This is a genomic window from Bartonella sp. B35(2025), assembly GCF_053794465.1.
The window spans coordinates 603048-621235 of record NZ_CP200035.1 but is presented as its reverse complement, the minus strand read 5'-3'; the positions used below and the strand labels follow the sequence as shown (position 1 = coordinate 621235).

Genomic DNA, 18188 nt, shown 5'->3' with positions numbered 1-18188 from the left:
TTTCTTCAGAATTGATCATAAGGAAAAGTATATTATCTCACTAAAAACAGTTTTTTTTGTTATTAAATTAAGACAAAGATAAGGCTTTTTTCCATCTCTTATTATTCAATATTTTATACCAGAATTTGATACTGATACTCTATTTTTTTGTAAGTTTAAAGAGGCTGCATAATTTTCTGTCTATATTCAGCAAATTGACGAATAGAACGAGCAATAGAAGCAGCCAATTTTTTTCTCCATCGGGGATTATTTAATAATTTTTCGTCCTCTTTATTAGATAAATATCCTATCTCTATCAAGACAGATGGTATATCTGGAGCTTTTAAAACTTGAAAATCAGCATATCGATGAGGATTATTTATTAAATTAATATTACTTTTTGATAAATTCAAAATAACACGATTAGCAAAATTAACTGAAAATGTATGCGTTTCACGTCGAATAAGATCGATTAAAATATCTGTAATTTCAATCGATTCTTCTGCAGGCAATCCATCAAGTAGATCAACCTTGTTTTCTCTTTCAGCTAAAGATTTTGCAACTTCATCAGATGCTTTATCCGATATGGTATATACTGTAGCACCACGCAAAGAGCGGACACCAATAGTATCTGCATGAATAGATATAAAAAGATCAGCATCAAATTCCTGCGCTTTTTTAATTCTCTCACTTAATCTTAGAAAGATATTAGAATCACGTGTTAAGTTAACAGTAATATGGGAATCTTTTCTTAATTCATCTTGCAATGCGCGCGCAAAAGCTAGTGTTATATTTTTTTCTAAAATTCCACTAACACCTCGTGCACCGCTATCGATTCCACCATGACCAGGATCAAGAACAACACGAAAATTACGTATTGGGTTTATCTGTATTTTTGTATCCAGATTAGATTTTTGCTGATTTTTTAATATTTCATCAAATTTTTTTTGTGTACTTCGAGTAATATCTATTACTAACCGCCATAAACCATTATCTAATTTTTGTACTATACTTTTTTCAACAACAAAAGCAGTTTTACTCGTCAAAATAATACGTGATGTCCACATATCAGAAAATCCGTAACGCACATCAGAGAGCATACCTGATAATGTATTTTGTTTATCTAAAGTTGTATCTTGCGCTGGAAAATCAATTGTAGGTAAATTAATAATTAAACGTGCAGGTTTATCCAAAATTTGCAAACGAACATCTGGTTCAGCATCAAAAACAGCGAGAATACGAGTGTATGCATTATCACCTATGGTTCGCAAACTGACAAGTTTCAAAGTATCTGCAGCTTGTATATGTGTTTGAAATATCAAAAAAAATAATAAACAGTATATCAAACACCAAATTATATTCCAATAAATTGCTTTCGGTTTTTTGGTAAAAAATCCTCTTATCATAAGTGAAATACTCTATTCTACAGCAATAACTAATCTCATCGTATAAAAGAAATACGTTGAATCTACGCGATATTTTTCAATAAATTCTAAATTTTTTAACCATAAACAGTAAAAAACTAAATAAAAATAATAGAGACGTTATACAGTACACATTTATATTGTTACTTGCCAAAGACGTGATATCGACATAAAAGAGTATTTACGCCTCTTGGCCAATATAAGAGCCATCTAGTATTGACTTAAATTATCTGTAGTTCATATTAAGTTATCTTTAAAAAGTTTATCGCACATTATACATTTGAGCTTTTTATGAACAATGAACAAAAAGTCTTTATGTCTCAAAAGCCAAGATTGTGTTATTTGAGATTCGCTGGTTCGGATATCCGAGCTATTTTCAAGGTTGTTTTACCAGAGATTTACAAAAATATGAATCATACAAAACAGGTGGAGATAATGATTATAAATACTGTAGGTGCAGCAATGCATTTGAAAGTAGTAACCCACCCTGTGATGCTAACACCACCCTTTTATGGCAGACAGCTCTTTATATTTACGAATAATTACACTGTTCGTCTGAGTAAAGTTATATATGTCGCCTTCAGGATTTTAACTTATGTCAAACAAAATGCTTATCGATGCCTCCCATCCAGAGGAAACACGTGTTGTTGTTATTCATGGCAACAAAATTGAAGAACTTGATTTTGAATCAGAACATAAAAAGCAGCTTAAAGGAAATATTTATCTAGCACGCATTACACATGTAGAGCCATCACTTCAAGCAGCTTTTGTAGAATATGGTGGTAATCGCCATGGTTTTTTAACATTTTCAGAAATCCATCCTGATTATTATCAAATTCCTATTGCTGATCGCCTTGCTCTTCTTGAAGAAGAAGAAATAGTTATTGAAGAAAATCAAACAGATGATCTCACTGAAGAAACAAATAAAAGTAAAAAACACTCTAAAAAAACAAAAAAAGATGAGATTAACGGTAATCTAACTGCAGATGTTGAAAACGATACTATATCTGAACCAATAAAAGTTGATGATGTAGATGATCTAAATGATTCAAATAATGATATTGAAATGGTTGGTGTAGAAGATGTACGTGAAGAGCTTCCCACTTATCAGCGTAAACAAGGGCGTCAATATAAAATTCAAGAAGTAATCAAACGACGTCAAATTTTGTTAGTACAAGTAATCAAGGAAGAACGTGGTAATAAAGGTGCAGCACTCACCACTTATTTGTCTTTAGCAGGTCGTTACTCTGTTTTAATGCCTAACACAGCACGAGGTGGCGGAATTTCACGAAAAATTACTAATGCACAAGATCGCAAGCGTCTTAAAGAAATTGTAAAAGAATTAGAAGTTCCAAAAGGTATGGGAGTTATTCTGCGAACAGCAGGAGCAAATAGAACAAAAGCTGAGATTAAACGCGATTATGAATATCTTACACGATTATGGGATACTATTCGTACTTTAACACTCAAATCAACCGCACCATGTCTTGTTCATGAAGAAAGTAATCTCATTAAACGATCTATACGTGATCTTTATAATAAAAATATCAATGAAATTCTTGTTTCTGGCGATCAAGGGTATCGTGAAGCAAAAGACTTCATGCGTATGCTTATGCCAAGTCATGCAAAAGTTGTTCAACCTTATCGTGATCCTATCCCTATTTTTGTGCGCAATAATATTGAAACCCAACTTGATAAAATGTTGCACCCGAAAGTTTCTTTGAAATCTGGCGGTTATCTTGTTATTAATCAAACAGAAGCACTTGTTGCTATTGATGTAAATTCTGGCCGTTCTACTAAAGAACATTCTGTTGAAAAAACGGCGTTACAAACTAACCTTGAAGCTGCAGAAGAAATAGCTCGCCAATTACGTTTGCGTGACCTAGCTGGTTTAATTGTGATTGATTTTATTGATATGCTTGAGGATCGTAATGTTAGGATGGTTGAAAAAAAGTTGAAAGATTGTTTAAAAAATGATCGTGCTCGTATTCAAGTTGGTCATATTTCACACTTTGGTCTTCTGGAAATGAGTCGTCAACGTATTCGTGTATCAGTTTTAGAAAGTACAATGCAACCTTGTCCACATTGTGCTGGAATGGGAAGTATACGCTCTGAGTCTTCAATCGCTTTACACGTAATGCGTTCAATTGAAGAATATCTTTTTCATAATCCAGAATATAACATTATTGTGCGCACGCCTGTAACAACAGCACTTTATATATTGAATCATAAACGTAATATTCTTGTTAATCTTGAAGCACGCTTTAAACTTAATATTAGTATTGAAGCTGATGACAACATTGGAACACAACATCTCATTATTTCTAAGAGTACAATAGCAGAAGCATCTGCTCATACTTCATTGGCTATTGAAGATAATAGTAAAGAAGAAATTGAAGATGCTATTTTAATAGAAAATGAATCCATTGACGATAAAACATCAGTTGAAATAAATCGACGACGTCAGCGTAAAAATCGTCAAAGTGAGATTAATAATAATTCTCTCTCAAATATCCATAAAAAAGATAATATCCTAAATGATGAAGATTCTCATCGTCGAGGACGCCGTCGGGGGCGTCGTGGTGGTCGCCGTAATCAGGATAATAATTTTTATCAGCCTCGTATTCCTTACGCGGAACCAGTAGGAAATTTTGCTAAACAGGCCTTAGCAGAAATTAAAGCAGAACACCGTCAGCGTCGTATTCCATTTGCTAAATCTATTGAATTTTCGGAATCAAATAATGACACAACACACCCAGTTATACAACAAGATGAAGATATAAAAATTGAGATGATTGATAAACCTAAAAAACGTAAAATATCATCTCAAAAAACAGAAAAAAGTAAGAAAATTCTTGAAAATAATCAGAACATAACAATATCAGAATCTCTTGAAGAAAAATCTACAGTTGACCCGATACATAAAGTTAGAACAAAAGAAGTGGATAAATCTGCTTATGACGTAGCAGAAAAAAATTCTTTAAATACAAAAAAATCGACGCGTAAAGCACGAAAAAAAACATCCTTCGAAGAATCAACAGAAATAAAAGACGTATTAGAGCAGAAATCTACAATAGAAAAAACCACTGAACAAACTTATACTGATCTTGAAGAGCCAATTAATCAACCTGTTATTATATCATCAACATCCGATGATGCTCCCAAAACTAAGCGTGTTGGTTGGTGGAAGCGTAGAAATATTTTTAAAAATTAAGTGTTTAAAAAATCGCCACAAAGTATTTTGTGGCGATTTAGCTTTAGAAGAAAAATATACAATTTTTTTTCTATTTTGTCTTTATTAATCTTGTTTAGCTTTTTCTTGCTCAGCTCGCATACGATCTTCAATATCTTTTTGTTTTGATTGAATAGCTTGATGCAATTTTATTTGTTCTTGTTGAAAATCTTTTTCTTCCATACCAGGGCCTGTGTATGCAGCTGTAAAACCATTGAGAGAAAATTCAATGGGATTAGCTGAACCTCGGAAATTAATTGTAGTTACAATCATTTTTGAGCCATTTTTCATAGCGGCAACGAGTTTATCATCTAAGGCATCATTAGCAATACAACTTGATCCATTACACATAATGTAAGGAACTTTTTTAGAGAAATTATCTCCAATTTGGATATGAACACCTTCTGGTAAAAAACGACCTGTAGGTACCTGAATGCCTATACGTTTTTCATTTTGCTTTCCTTTTATTTCAACTAAATTGAAAGCTGTTAAAGGCTGTCCAGTATTTGATACAATAGTATTCATTGTATTACAAATATCAACGTCGTGCTGTTTACTACAAACTTTATACCAACCTTGAGACAAAGTTTGAGCATTGGCAAGAGTATGAATTGCAAAAAAAAGAGCGGTAGCTCCAGCTAATACTGAAACAGCAGAATAGATATTTTTATACGACATGGTTAAGCTAATCCTTCCAACACGCTTTATACAATAATCCCAACATTAGGAATATTAAATATAATTTAAACTAAATGTGTTAAAATAAATCAATGAAATGATATTTTTTTATGCTTCTTACTTCAACACAAAGAGAAAAGTCAAATTTAGAAAAAAAATTACAAACAACTAATTCAATTCTTTTACAATCATGTATGATATTTTTTTGACCGAATTAATTTTTTATAAAAGTTATTAATAAATTATTTAATAAAATGAAATTACATAAAATAAATTAATAATATAATTTAAATAAACTCTTACATTATCTTATAAATTTTATTTTTTTATGATATTTTTTAATTTATAATTCTTAATTATCTAAATATTTCATTTATTTTTGTGATATTAAAAAAGAAAATAAAAAATAATATTTACAAAAATATTTATAATTATAATTCAATATAAAAATATATAATACTTTAATTAATAGTATTATAATATACTAAAAAATTTATTAAATATTTCCTTATAAGAAATTAATTATAATTATAAATAGATAACGAGTAATATTCAAAATAATTACTAAAATAATTTTATTTATATTTTTCATTTGAATTACTTTTACAAGACACTATGTACAATAGATAATATTTCTCTTTTACTTAAAATTATTATATTATGTATTTCTTTATCAAGAAGAAGAAAATATTATTTTTCAATCTATTATAACTATATATTAATGCTTATTTTTGAATTTTTTTTCTAAGCTCTTGATTAATTTTAGAGTATGTCAAATCGATTATGCTTTTTTCCCAACCAAAATCCTCTCTTTTTTAACAAAATTTTTCTTGTAACACAATTTCTACGTTAGTGTATTAGATATCTTTAACTACTTTCTATAAAGAAATAAAATATGATAAATAATTTTTTACTGTAATATCAATATCTTTATCATAAAAAGTTAAATTAACAAAAACTAATTCAACAAGGAATAATTTGATATAAATACTTTTTATTTCACATATTAAAGTTACTAAAAAAAATTTTGTAATAAAAGGATCACATTTTTACGCTTAAAATTCATACGAATTCTCTATATATAGCGTTATTTATCTATTATATATACTACACATATAAAAATATTTTATTTTATAATATATTTTAAAATTAATAGTTATAAAAGATAATTAATTGACTTTATGATAAAAGTGATATAAGCTTTCCAGTGCTTTTTATAAAAATTATCCATACTGCAAGAAGTTAAGTTTCTTCACTTCTTGCAGTTTTATTTATGAAATTTTTATAAATTATAATACGTGTTTTAGCTTAACTTTTAATGTGTGGTAGATACCATGAATCTTTTTATTCAGTGCCATTTTTTACTAATTACATTACGTTAATATACTTATGGATAGCATTAACCAAAAGTTGGTAATTATATACCTCGAATGAACATCTTTGCAAAATGATGCAATCAAATAAATGATAATTTTGAATTAATAAAGAAGATTTTTAAACAGGACGTTGTTCCGCTATTTCTACAAGCTGTGTCATAATAGTTGCTGCCCCAACAAGTCTTTCATCCACTGTAGCCCAATTACGAATAAAAATAATACTTTGATCTGATCGAATTTTTGCCATTGAATCTTGTTTTCCCACCCATTGAACAAGAGCAACACTATTTTCAAAATAATTATTGCGAAATTGTATAACAATACCCTTTGGTCCAGCATCCAGCTTTTCCACATGTGCTTTCCTACATAATATCTTAATATAAAAGACTTTAAGAAGATTCTGAACTTCAAATGGTAAAGAACCAAAGCGATCGGCTAGCTCAGTTCCAAATTCGTTAATCTCTTCTAAATTATTAAGTGCTGTTAAACGACGATAAAGCCCCATACGTAACGATAAGTCAGGTACAAAACTTTCTGGTATCATTACTGTTGTACCAAGTGAAATTTGAGGTGACCATTGCTTATCTTCACTCTGTTCGCCACCTTTTAACTCCATAACAGCCTCTTCAAGCATTTTTTGATACAATTCAAATCCAACCTCTTTGATATGTCCTGATTGCTCTTCGCCTAAGAAATTTCCTGAACCACGAATATCCATGTCATGGCTTGCTAATTGGAAACCAGCCCCTAATGTATCAAGAGATTGCAATACTTTTAAACGACGATCAGCAGTAGCAGTTAAAACTTTACCAGGAGGAAATGTGAAGAGTGCGTAAGCACGTTGTTTTGAACGCCCTACCCTACCACGTAACTGATAGAGAGCAGAAAGACCAAACATCTCAGCTCGGTGCACAATTAATGTGTTAGCTGTTGGAATATCAAGACCGGATTCAATAATAGTTGTTGATAGCAGAACATTATATCGCCCATCATAAAATGCGTTCATGATATCATCAAGCTGCCCAGCCGGCATCTGACCATGAGCTACAACAAATTTGAGTTCGGGGACATGTGTTTTGAGATATTCTTCTACAAAAGCAAGATCAGAAATACGAGGACAAACATAAAAACTTTGACCACCACGGTAATATTCTCGAAGTAAAGTCTCACGTATAACAAGCGCATCAAAAGGTAAAATAAAAGTACGTACTGCCATTCGATCAATGGGTGGAGTTGTTATTAACGAAAGTTCACGTACCCCTGATAATGCCAATCCTAAAGTTCGTGGTATGGGTGTCGCTGAAAGTGTAAGAACATGAATATCACTTTTAAGCTCTTTTAAGCGCTCTTTTTGTCTTACACCAAAATGCTGCTCTTCATCTACAATAAGGAGTCCTAACCGTGAAAAATTAACTGCGTTACTTAATAATGCATGTGTTCCAATGGCAATATCAATTGTACCATCTGAAATACCCTTTTTAATTTGTGCAAGTTCTTTAGTTTTTACAAGCCTTGAAACATGACCAATTTTAATAGGTAATCCTTGAAAACGTGAGACAAAAGTTTTGTAATGTTGCCGTGAAAGTAAAGTTGTCGGCACAACAACAGCAACTTGATAGCCATTTAATGTTGCAACAAAAGCACTTCGAATGGCAACTTCTGTTTTTCCAAAACCAACATCACCACATATCAACCGATCCATTGGTTTTCCTGATGCTAAATCATCTAAAACAGCATCAATTGCATTTATTTGATCTTCTGTTTCTTCATAAGGAAAGCATGCAACAAACTCATCAAATAACCCAGGTGATGGAACTAAAACAGGTGCAGAACGCATAGCACGCTCTGCAGCTATATTAATCAGCTGACCAGCCATTTCTAATAGATGTTTTTTTAATCGCATTTTACGCGCTTGCCAAGCAACACCACCTAACTTGTCTAGCGCTATATCTACCCCTTCTGATCCATAACGTGAAAGAAGTTCGATATTTTCAACAGGTAAAAAGAGTCGATCACCTCCAGCATAATGAATTTCAAGACAATCCCGTAAAATTCCAGTTGTTGTGATGGTTTTTAGACCCATAAATTGCCCAATACCATGGTCTATATGCACAACGATATCCCCAGAATTTAAAGAAAAAATCTCAGAAATAAAATTTGTATTATGTTTACGTTTTCTTGAAGGCCTTATTAATCGATCGCCAAGGATATCTTGTTCTGCTATAATAGCAAAATCTTCATCCTCAAAACCGTGTTCAATCATTATAACAGCTGCTAATATACGATCACGTGGTGCTGCTTTGACAGCTTGCAATGATTTTACAACATCTATTTTTTTCAATCCATGTTCATCAAGGACTTGTAATAAACGATTAAGAGACCCTTCACTCCAACAAGCTAAAAGTACTTTTTTACCAGCAGCACGTAATGAAGCAATATGATTAACTACACTGGAAAAAACATTTTTTTCTTGTGCATTACGCTCTTTTACAAAATCATATCCCAACATAACATTTGCATGAACAATAGTTTTTTCAAAAGTTGGTGGAATATTAAAAGGTGTAAAATCAATACGCTGGCCAAATTGTTGAGTATGTTCTAAAATATACTTAGGTGTTAAATAAAGAAGGCTAGGCTCTATCGGATGGTAAGAAGCAGGATTTTCTTTATCATTTTCATGCTCTTTGCGAGCATTATAATAATCCTCAATAAGGTGATAACGCTCAATGAGTACTTCTTCTATGCGATGATCAAAAACTAGAGATAAATCCTCACAATAATCAAAAAAACTATCAAGATTTTCATAAAAAAATGGCAACCAATGTTCCATTCCAGCAAAACGCCGCCCTTGAGAAATTGCTTCATAAAGCATATTGTTTTTTCGTGATACACCAAATGTACGGATATAATTGCTTTTAAAGCGACTAATTAACTCAGGATTAAGAACAACCTCACTCATTGATTGCAATAAAAACTCAGTTCTTGTACCCGTTGTTCTTTGTGTTTCTGGATTAAATATGCGAATAGTTTCCAGAATATCTCCAAAAAAATCAAGACGCAAAGGTTCTATATCCATAGGAGAAAAAATATCAATAATTCCTCCTCTTACAGCAAATTCACCAACATCACGTACAACCGTAACACGCTCAAAACCATTGGATTCTAAAGATTGAACCAAATAATTCATATTAATACGCTGGCCAGCATATACATGAAAAATCTGAGCCTCAATCATTTCACGAGGAGGTAATTTTTGCATAATTGCATTTGCTGTCGTTAATATAATTGAGGTGCGTGGATTTTTACGAAAATTTGATATATGTGCTAAAGCTGACAACCGACGTGCCATAATTGCAATCCCAGGTGATACACGATCATAGGGCAAGCAATCCCATGCAGGAAATTGAATAACAGGCAAATTTGGTTCAATAAAATTCAAAACTTGCTGTAAATGAGAAATTTTTGTTCCATCACGAACAACATAGACAAGCGCTTTACCTTGCGAAATTTCTGAACTCAATTTAGCAAGAGCAAAAGCTTCAAATCCTTCAGTAACTCCAGCAAAAATTGTATGGACAGAAATATTTTTAGGAATGATAATTTTTTTGAATATAGGCATCAGAATCAATTTAAATTTATACAAATATAATAATTCACAACATCACGAAAAAGTGAATTATCAACTTCAGGTGGTGGTGAAATCTCTCCAGTAATCCACGTTAATAACTCATGATCATCAAAAGACATAATATATTCAAGATTAGAGATTGTTGTATCATTCATTTTAACAATATGTGCATCTACATAGTACCCCAAAATTAAATCCATTTCACGAATACCTCGGTGCCATGCACGAAAAACCAATCTGCGACGACGCACATCCAATTGATCTTTGTCAATAACCGAATTTGCCATAAAAATCTCCTTAATAGGCAAAAATAATATCAATTAGTATTCAATTTTTAGAATAAATTTTATATCTTATTTTTAAGGAAGTTCGACAATCTTTTTTTCTTTAAGCGTAATTCGACGATGCATCTGTTTAGCTAAACTATAATTATGTGTTGCAATAAGAGCAGAAAGACCAGATTGGCAAACAAGTGTAAATAAAGCTCGAAATACATAAGCTGAAGTTACAGGATCAAGATTTCCTGTAGGTTCATCAGCTAAGAGAATTGAAGGGCCATTTGCTACTGCACGTGCAATTGCAACACGCTGTTGTTCACCACCTGATAATTCTGATGGACGATGTTTTGCACGATGAGAAACACGTAAATATGTTAATAATTTAAATGCACGATCTTCTGCAATAGATTTTTTTAATCCTGCTATCATTTGTGGTATCATAACATTTTCTAAAGCTGTAAATTCTGGAAGTAAATGATGAAATTGATAGACAAAACCGATATCATTTCTCCTAATAGCTGTCCGCTCACTATCAGAATATTTTGCACAAGAGACACCCCGTAATAATACATCACCAGCTGTTGGTTTCTCTAACAACCCAGCAATATGAAGAAGTGTTGACTTTCCAGCACCAGATGGAGCAACAAGCGCTACGAGTTCTCCGCGATTAAGAATAAAATTAGCTTTATCTAAAATAATCAATGACTTATTATTATCAAAAAAACGTTGCTCGATCTCAACAAGCTCTAAAATAGCTGCCATTATTCATACCTCAAAGCTTGTACAGGATCGAGCTTAGCAGCTTGCCATGCTGGAATAAGTGCTGCAAGAAATGATAAAAATAAAGCCATCACAGCAACTATTGCTGTTTGTCCCCAATCAATTTGCGCAGGTAATTTTGTTAAAAAATAAAGTTGAGGATTAAAAACATCTACATTAAATAACCAAGATATAAAGCTTTGGATACGATTAATATTAATGGTAACTATAATACCTAAAATTAGCCCCAATATTGTTCCAATCAACCCAATCACTACACCAGTAGTAATAAATATACGCATAACCGCGCTTTGATGTGCACCCATCGTACGCAAAATTGCAATATCATGGCTTTTATCTTTTACAAGCATAATCAATCCCGAAATAATGTTCAATGCAGCAACAAGAATGATTAAAGAAAGAATAACAAACATAACATTCCGTTCAATTTGTAAAGCTGAAAAAAAAGCTTGATTGCGTGTACGCCAATCAATTAAATAAACTTTTTGATCTATGTCTTTCTCTATTATTGGTTTTATTTGATCGACAATATCAGGATTATGAAGAAATAACTCTAAAGATGGAACTTTATCTCCTAAATTAAAAAACATTTGTGCTTCACGAAGAGGCATAAAAACAAATATTGAATCATATTCCGACATGCCAACTTCAAAAATAGCAATTACTTTGTAAGCTTTAACACGTGGCATAACTCCAAAGGGAGTCGCGTCACCATCAGCTGTAATAATACGAAGATCTCTCCCAACTGTAAGCCCCAATTTTTCCGCCAAACCACTTCCAATTGCAACACCTTCCTCTTTATCAAATTGAGAAAGTGTACCTAATTTAATGTTTTCAGATACCGTTTTTATTTTTTCCAAATCTTGCTTACGCATACCACGAACTAAAGCACCAGCCCCACCTTCAAGTTCACCTTGCACAAGCGCTTGACCTTCAACAACGGGCAAAGCAAATTTTACATTATTCATAGATTCCAAGGAAGAAATAATGGTATCATAATCAGAAAAACCAGAATTCGTTGTTTGAACAATAAGATGCCCATTCATACCTAAAATGCTATTGAGAAGCTCTGTACGGAAACCATTCATTACTGCCATAACAACGATGAGAGCAAATACCCCTAACATAATTCCAATTAAAGAAATAATTGAAATTACAGATGAAACTACATGTTTTTTATTCGGAATCATATAACGAAATGCAATCATCCATTCATAAGATGAAAACCATTTATTCCTCAACTTATTCATAACATCGCCTATCAAATCATAGAAAATTGGTTGAGGATAGCTTCAATCGTTAATGATTTTTTAATACCTGTTTTGCGATCTTTAATTTCAGCTTCGTTTTGTGTAATACTTTTAGGTCCAACAATTATTTGCGTTGGCAAACCAATTAAATCCATTATCGCAAATTTTGATCCAGGACGCTCATGTCTATCATCTAATAATGGATCAAAACCAGCATGTATTAATCCCTGATAAAGAGTTTCACACACATGAGTACATTTCTCGTCATCTGGTTTCATATTAATAATACCAAAATCAAACGGTGCTATTGATTTTGGCCAAATAATACCATTGTCATCATGAGAAGCTTCAATAACTGCTGCAACAAGACGTGAAGGTCCAATACCATAAGATCCCATAGAAACAAGATGCTCTTTTCCATCTTGTCCCATAATTTTTGCTCCCATCGGATCAGAATATTTCGTACCAAAATGAAAGATATGCCCTACTTCAATACCTCGAGCTGAAAGACGATTATTATTAGAAACCCTATTCCACTCTTCTTCATTATGCATTTCCTCTGTTGCTGCATAAAGAGATGTCCATTGTTTTACAATATCAGCTAAAACAATCTTATCAGTAAAATCAACTGAAATATGAGGAACAGTAAGTTCAAGAAATTGCTTATCGCAGAATATAGCACTTTCACCCGTTTTAGCTAAAATAATAAATTCATGACTAAGTTCACCTCCTATAGGACCTGTATCAGCACGCATAGGAATTGCTTTTAAGCCAATACGAAAAAAAGTGCGTAAATAAGCAACAAACATACGATTATAAGATGTCTTTGCGCTTTCATGATCAAAATCAAAAGAATAAGCATCTTTCATTAAAAATTCTCGCGAGCGCATTACACCAAAACGTGGGCGAATTTCATCGCGAAATTTCCATTGAATCTGATATAAATTGAGTGGAAGATCCTTATAAGAACGAACATATGAACGAAAAATATCCGTTATCATCTCTTCATTGGTCGGCCCATAAAGTAAATCACGTTCTTGACGATCTTTAATACGTAACATTTCCAAACCATAATCATCGTAACGGCCACTTTCACGCCAAAGATCAGCAGCTTGAATTGTAGGCATCAATATTTCTACGGCACCAGCTCGTTCTTGCTCTTCACGAATAATTTTACAAACTTTATCAAGCACTTTTTTACCCAATGGAAGCCAAGAATAAATCCCTGCTGTTTGTTGACGAATCATACCTGCGCGTAACATAAGTCGATGGGAAACAATTTCTGCTTCCTTAGGATTCTCTTTTAAAATAGGAAGAAAATATTGAGAAAGACGCATTGAATTAATTAACTCCTAAGCAAATCCATCATATCAGAACAGTTTTAATATATTATATGCCAACCTATAAATACATTTTGAATGTTTGCAAACATAACCAATCTATTATTAAAATTTAATATGTTATATTTTCTTCACTAAATTTATTTGTTACAATAAAAATAATTTAAAAATCTCTTTTTTAGATTAAGAGAAAATAACTTAATATCAAAATATTTTTATTTTGACCGATGTAAAAAAATCGTACAAATGGGCTTTTTTTGCCAAATTTCATTAACAGCCGCTCTCACCGCACGCTGTATTGCTTTTTGAATAAGTTCATTATTTTTTCGTTTAATATGTGGAATATTATGGATAGTATTTTCTATGACATCTAAAAGAACATTTTTTAAAATTTCCCCTTTGCTATTGCTAGCAGGTAAACCAAGCGTAGCTAAACTAATATCACCAAAAAGATCTTGTTTGCTATTCATATGGATAGAAATAACAATATGACCAGCATAACTTAGTTTACGACGATCCCAAATCCCTAACTCATCTTCATTACCAATAAGACAACCATCCTTATAAATTCGACCAACTGGAGCTTGATCAATAATTTCTACTGGCTTTGGTGCGAGTCGTAGTATATTACCATTTCTTATTTCAACAACAGTTTTAATACCGGCTTGACGCGCCAAAGTTGCTTGAGCAGCAAGATGTATTGCCTCACCATGGATAGGAACAAGTATCTGTGGTTTTATCCAATCATACATCTGTAAAAGTTCTGAACGATGAGGATGACCTGAAACGTGAACAAGAGAATCTTCATTTGTAATTATTTTAATTCCTAAATCGATGAAACGATTTTGCATCTCAATAATAGCTTTTTCATTTCCTGGGATATTCCGCGAAGAATAAATAACCACATCCCCTGCAGAAAGTGAAATATTTTTTATCTCATTTCGTGACAGTTTAGCTAAAGCAGCATATGGCTCACCTTGACTACCTGTTACAATTAAAACAACATTTTTTCGCGGAATAGAAGCATACTCATCTTCGGTAATAAATGGTGCTAAACCATTCATATAACCAAGCTCTTGCGCAACCATAATACTTCGCTTAAGAGAGCGCCCAACAACAAGGACTTGACGCCCAGCAGATTCAGCTGCAAGAGCAATTGAACGAACCCGACCAATATTTGATGCAAAAGTTGTAATAGCAACTCGTCCTTCAGCTTTCGAAATAATTTCACGGAGATTTGTCTGAACTGTTTCTTCCGATAATGGCAAACTATCCTGACACGCGTTAGTTGAATCACAAAGCAATGCTAAAATGCCCTTTTCACCTAAAGTGCGGAATTTTTTTTCATCCGTCAAAGCTCCAGGTGAAGGTGTGGAATCGATTTTCCAGTCACCAGTATGAATTGCAGTACCTAAAGATGTTGTAACTGCTAAAGATACAGATTCCGGAATCGAATGGTTAACAGCAATAGCTTCAACTGTAAAGCAACCAACCTGAAAACGATCTCCAGCTTGGAAAATATTTAATGAAATTTTCTGAGAGCCAAAATCTGATTGCCTTTTACTCTCCAATAACCCTGCTGTAAAAGGAGTACAGTACAGTGGAACTTTTAGTTTCGGCCACAAATCAAGAACAGCACCATAATGATCTTCATGCGCATGTGTCAAAATAAGACCACATATATTATGTTTTTCACTCTCTAAAAAACGAATATCTGGTAAAATAAGATCTACTCCTGGTAATTCAGGACCAGAAAAACAAACACCCATATCAATGAGCAACCATTCACGAAGATTTTCAGGACCAAATCCATAAGCAGCTAGATTCATCCCTATTTCACCTACTCCTCCTAAAGGTAAAAAAACAAATTCATTTTCACTAGCTGCAACCATAAACATCTCCTCAATTATTAAAGATAATCTAATGGTGAAATAAAATTTTATAAATTAATAGTAATCTACATTAGAAGAAGCAGCCGAACCAAAATGAACATCTCCAGCTGTCACGATTACCTGCTGACCATTTTTTTGTTTCACAATACAATTAAAATCACAATCAAGATCATCAAAGATACCTTCGATGATTTTTTTATCATTAATTATTTTGACATATTGCCCAAGATGAGCAGAGTATAAAAGCCATTTTTTACGAATTATGTCATGCCCTCCTGGTTGTTTCCAAAGGAGATAATTCTTGGCAAAATGCTCCGTTAAAATTGTAAATAGCTGTTCTGTATTAACTTGTAAACCAATACTTTTCAAACTTAAAGTTGGATACGGAGCATCTTCATAATGATACTTTACATTCATTCCAATACCAATGACTAATGCATACTGTTGTGATGTCAATTTAAAAATTTCTAGCAAAATTCCAGAACTTTTAGCTCCTCTTAAAAGAATATCATTTGGCCATTTTAAACTAACGACACTATTTGTTTTCTTTTCATCTTTTATAAATTGTTTGACTGTTTCTACCATACTTATTCCAGCAACAAAACCAAGCTGAGCAGAAGTTTGATAAACAATATCCTCAGTTAACAAAAGACTAGAATAAAGATTTCCCCTCGGACTATGCCATGCTCTACCTCTTCTTGCTTTTCCCTTTAATTGCTCCTGTGCAACAATCCAAAGATACCCATGATGACCAGCATGTGCTTTTTGTTGTGCAACAAGATTTGTTGAATCAACACTTTCATACGATTCAACAGTGTATCCTTGTTTTTGTGCAAAATCTGATAAAATATAAACCATGTTGACTAAAATAATGCTGCTGCTGCTTTTTCTGCTAATTCAGCAAACCAAATCCCAAAAAATGTGTAAAATAAAACAAACAACGCAGAAAGACCAAGACAAAACTGAAGTTCATTCGATAAATCAATAAAATGAACTTTTGCATCATCAAACCATATAATTTTAATAACCCGCAAATAGTAAAAAGCTCCAACAACCGACGTTACCATACCAACAACAGCAAGTGGAATCAGTCCAGCATGAATAGCAGCAGAAAATGTATACCATTTACCAAAAAAACCAGCCATAGGCGGTATACTTGCTAAAGAGAAAAGCTGTATTGTCATTACAACAGCCATAAATGGATTGGTTTTTATTAATCCTGAAAGATCATAAATACTTTCAACATTTCCACTACTAGATCGCATCCCAAGAATAAAAGCGAATGAACCAAGCGTCATACCAAGATAAATAGTCATATAAAGAATAACACCTTTTACTCCAAGGATATCTCCAGCAGCTAAACCAACAAGCGCATACCCCATATGACCGATTGATGAATAAGCCATTAAGCGCTTAATATTATTCTGACCAATTGCAGCAAATGCACCAAGCATCATTGATGCAACTGCCATAAATACCAAAATTTGCTGCCATGCAGGCATAAAATTATCAGAGTTATCTAATGGAATAAAAGTCAAAATAATAATACGAACTATTAATGCCATTGCCGCAACTTTAGGAGCACCAGCAAAAAATACTGTAATAGGTGTTGGTGCTCCTTCGTAAACATCAGGTGTCCACATATGAAATGGAACTGCAGAAATTTTAAACGCTAAGCCTGCTAAAATAAAAACAATTCCAAAAATTACACCCAATTGTAAATTTTCACCTTTTAAAGCAAAAGCAATTTCACGAAAACCAATTTGGCCAGTAAAACCATAAAGTAAAGAAATACCATAAAGTAATAATCCTGAAGATAATGCTCCTAAAACAAAATATTTCATTCCTGCTTCAGAAGATTTTACATTATCACGATTGATTGCAGCTAAAACGTATAAAGCTAAAGATTGTAATTCTAACCCAATATAAAGTGACAGCATATTACCAGCTGAAATCATAAACATCATGCCAAGAGTTGCTAAAAGAACCAATACTGGAAATTCAAATATATCAAATTTTTGAATACAAGTGAAACCAACAGACATGATAAGAGTAAAGAGTGCACCAATAAGAGTTAAAATTTTCATATAATGGCCAAAAGAATCTATAATAAGCGCATTTGTTTGAAATAAACCATTTTGAGGAAAAACAATGATAACAATGATAGTTGCAACAAGAAGGGCAATCGCTAAACCAGTTACGGTTAGATATGAACGTGCACCAGAATAAACACCAATCAAAAGTAACACTATTCCTCCCAATGCTATTAAAATCTCTGGGAAAATTAATACTAATTGAGCAACTATTATTTCAGTTTGCATGAGCATTCTT

Annotated in this window: 11 protein-coding genes; 1 reads left to right on the top strand and 10 read right to left on the bottom strand. The window is 32.7% G+C overall.

Features of this window, described 5'->3' with window-relative positions:
- Nucleotides 1–155: 155 nt before the first annotated feature.
- On the bottom strand, nucleotides 156–1385 hold the full coding sequence (locus V4P56_RS02490) for an N-acetylmuramoyl-L-alanine amidase (RefSeq protein ID WP_455482500.1): 1230 nt from the start codon (nucleotides 1383–1385) through the stop codon (nucleotides 156–158).
- 613 nt (nucleotides 1386–1998) lie between these two features.
- On the opposite strand from V4P56_RS02490, the gene V4P56_RS02485 reads away from it, so the two are divergent.
- Entirely contained in the window at nucleotides 1999–4617 is a 2619-nt protein-coding gene (locus V4P56_RS02485) for an Rne/Rng family ribonuclease (RefSeq protein ID WP_455482499.1), read from the top strand.
- Nucleotides 4618–4701: 84 nt separating this feature from the next.
- Here V4P56_RS02485 and V4P56_RS02480 read toward each other — a convergent pair whose 3' ends face one another.
- From V4P56_RS02480 to nuoN, 9 genes are all read right to left on the bottom strand, one after another.
- The gene (locus tag V4P56_RS02480) at nucleotides 4702–5313 is read right to left on the bottom strand and encodes an invasion associated locus B family protein (RefSeq protein ID WP_455482498.1); all 612 of its coding nucleotides are present in this window, start codon (nucleotides 5311–5313) and stop codon (nucleotides 4702–4704) included.
- 1494 nt (nucleotides 5314–6807) lie between these two features.
- Nucleotides 6808–10308 (bottom strand): transcription-repair coupling factor, encoded by a 3501-nt coding sequence (gene mfd / locus V4P56_RS02475; RefSeq protein ID WP_455482497.1) that lies wholly within the window; start codon nucleotides 10306–10308, stop codon nucleotides 6808–6810.
- Nucleotides 10309–10313: 5 nt separating this feature from the next.
- The gene (locus V4P56_RS02470) at nucleotides 10314–10604 is read right to left on the bottom strand and encodes an FAD assembly factor SdhE (protein ID WP_455482496.1); all 291 of its coding nucleotides are present in this window, start codon (nucleotides 10602–10604) and stop codon (nucleotides 10314–10316) included.
- A gap of 72 nt (nucleotides 10605–10676) precedes the next feature.
- A complete protein-coding gene (locus V4P56_RS02465; RefSeq protein WP_455482495.1) occupies nucleotides 10677–11357 on the bottom strand; it encodes an ABC transporter ATP-binding protein in 681 nt (226 codons plus the stop codon).
- Nucleotides 11357–12625 carry a lipoprotein-releasing ABC transporter permease subunit gene (locus V4P56_RS02460; protein WP_455482494.1) on the bottom strand — a complete coding sequence of 423 codons (1269 nt, stop codon included), beginning with the start codon at nucleotides 12623–12625 and terminating at the stop codon, nucleotides 11357–11359. Before V4P56_RS02460 ends, V4P56_RS02465 begins: the two co-directional genes overlap by 1 nt.
- Before the next feature lie 11 nt (nucleotides 12626–12636).
- Complete coding sequence (gene proS, locus V4P56_RS02455) at nucleotides 12637–13962, bottom strand: proline--tRNA ligase (RefSeq protein ID WP_455482493.1); 1326 nt, start codon at nucleotides 13960–13962, stop codon at nucleotides 12637–12639.
- Nucleotides 13963–14180: 218 nt separating this feature from the next.
- Nucleotides 14181–15857: a ribonuclease J gene (locus tag V4P56_RS02450; protein ID WP_455482492.1), complete on the bottom strand. Its 1677-nt coding sequence runs from the start codon at nucleotides 15855–15857 to the stop codon at nucleotides 14181–14183.
- A gap of 54 nt (nucleotides 15858–15911) precedes the next feature.
- Entirely contained in the window at nucleotides 15912–16715 is an 804-nt protein-coding gene (locus V4P56_RS02445; protein ID WP_455482491.1) for a biotin--[acetyl-CoA-carboxylase] ligase, read from the bottom strand.
- A gap of 5 nt (nucleotides 16716–16720) precedes the next feature.
- Nucleotides 16721–18178 carry an NADH-quinone oxidoreductase subunit NuoN gene (nuoN, locus tag V4P56_RS02440; protein WP_455482490.1) on the bottom strand — a complete coding sequence of 486 codons (1458 nt, stop codon included), beginning with the start codon at nucleotides 18176–18178 and terminating at the stop codon, nucleotides 16721–16723.
- Nucleotides 18179–18188 lie beyond the last annotated feature (10 nt).

What these genes read in the sequence shown, in the direction of transcription:
- V4P56_RS02490 (WP_455482500.1), bottom strand. Translation starts at nt 1,385, where the DNA reads ATGATAAGAGGATTTTTTACCAAAAAACCGAAAGCAATTTATTGGAAT.
- V4P56_RS02485 (WP_455482499.1), top strand. Translation starts at nt 1,999, where the DNA reads ATGTCAAACAAAATGCTTATCGATGCCTCCCATCCAGAGGAAACACGT.
- V4P56_RS02480 (WP_455482498.1), bottom strand. Translation starts at nt 5,313, where the DNA reads ATGTCGTATAAAAATATCTATTCTGCTGTTTCAGTATTAGCTGGAGCT.
- mfd (WP_455482497.1), bottom strand. Translation starts at nt 10,308, where the DNA reads ATGCCTATATTCAAAAAAATTATCATTCCTAAAAATATTTCTGTCCAT.
- V4P56_RS02470 (WP_455482496.1), bottom strand. Translation starts at nt 10,604, where the DNA reads ATGGCAAATTCGGTTATTGACAAAGATCAATTGGATGTGCGTCGTCGC.
- V4P56_RS02465 (WP_455482495.1), bottom strand. Translation starts at nt 11,357, where the DNA reads ATGGCAGCTATTTTAGAGCTTGTTGAGATCGAGCAACGTTTTTTTGAT.
- V4P56_RS02460 (WP_455482494.1), bottom strand. Translation starts at nt 12,625, where the DNA reads ATGAATAAGTTGAGGAATAAATGGTTTTCATCTTATGAATGGATGATT.
- proS (WP_455482493.1), bottom strand. Translation starts at nt 13,962, where the DNA reads ATGCGTCTTTCTCAATATTTTCTTCCTATTTTAAAAGAGAATCCTAAG.
- V4P56_RS02450 (WP_455482492.1), bottom strand. Translation starts at nt 15,857, where the DNA reads ATGGTTGCAGCTAGTGAAAATGAATTTGTTTTTTTACCTTTAGGAGGA.
- V4P56_RS02445 (WP_455482491.1), bottom strand. Translation starts at nt 16,715, where the DNA reads ATGGTTTATATTTTATCAGATTTTGCACAAAAACAAGGATACACTGTT.
- nuoN (WP_455482490.1), bottom strand. Translation starts at nt 18,178, where the DNA reads ATGCAAACTGAAATAATAGTTGCTCAATTAGTATTAATTTTCCCAGAG.